Origin of the sequence: Rhodococcus sp. BP22 (genome assembly GCF_014281965.1) — a bacterium.
In the GTDB taxonomy this organism is placed as follows: Bacteria; Actinomycetota; Actinomycetes; order Mycobacteriales; family Mycobacteriaceae; genus Rhodococcoides.
This window is the reverse complement of the sequence record NZ_JACFTB010000027.1, coordinates 1-643: the sequence shown is the minus strand read 5'-3', so window position 1 is coordinate 643 and position 643 is coordinate 1. Positions and strand designations below refer to the sequence as shown.

Genomic DNA, 643 nt, shown 5'->3' with positions numbered 1-643 from the left:
TGCGCAGCAGGTGTCGTATTGGAAGACTGCTTTGGCGGGCCTTCCTGATCAGCTCGATCTGCCGATGGATCGTCCGCGTCCGGCGGTGCAGTCGTATGCGGGAGATCGGGCCGACTTCGCGGTCGATGCGGATTTGCATGCTCAGCTCGTGCAGCTTGCGCGTCGGACGAACAGCACACTGTTCATGGTGGTGCATTCGGCGATGGCGGTGTTGTTCGCTCGATTGTCGGGTACCGATGACATTGCGATCGGTACTCCGTTCGCTGGTCGTAGCGACAAAGCTTTGGACGACATCATCGGGATGTTCGTCAACACGTTGGTTTTCCGTAGTCGGGTTGATTCTTCGATGACGTTCGAGGAGTTGTTGGCGCAGACTCGGGCGAGTGATCTGCAGGCGTTTGCGCATGCGGATGTGCCGTTCGAGCGGCTGGTGGAGGTGCTCAATCCGGTTCGGTCGACGGCGCGGCATCCGTTGTTCCAGGTGGGGTTGTCTTTCCAGAATCTTGCGCAGAGTTCGTTGGAGTTGTCCGGGTTGTCGGTGAGCGGTTTGGATGCTGATACGGGGATTTCGCAGTTCGATCTGCATTTGATCGTGACGGATCGTTACGACGAGGGTGGTCGTCCTTTGGGTGTGGGTGGGTAT

General features: G+C 58.2%; 1 protein-coding gene. It reads left to right on the top strand.

The features are described 5' to 3' along the window. Nucleotides 1–643: condensation domain-containing protein (locus H2510_RS20555; RefSeq protein WP_261393110.1), on the top strand; the 643-nt coding region annotated here is incomplete at both ends.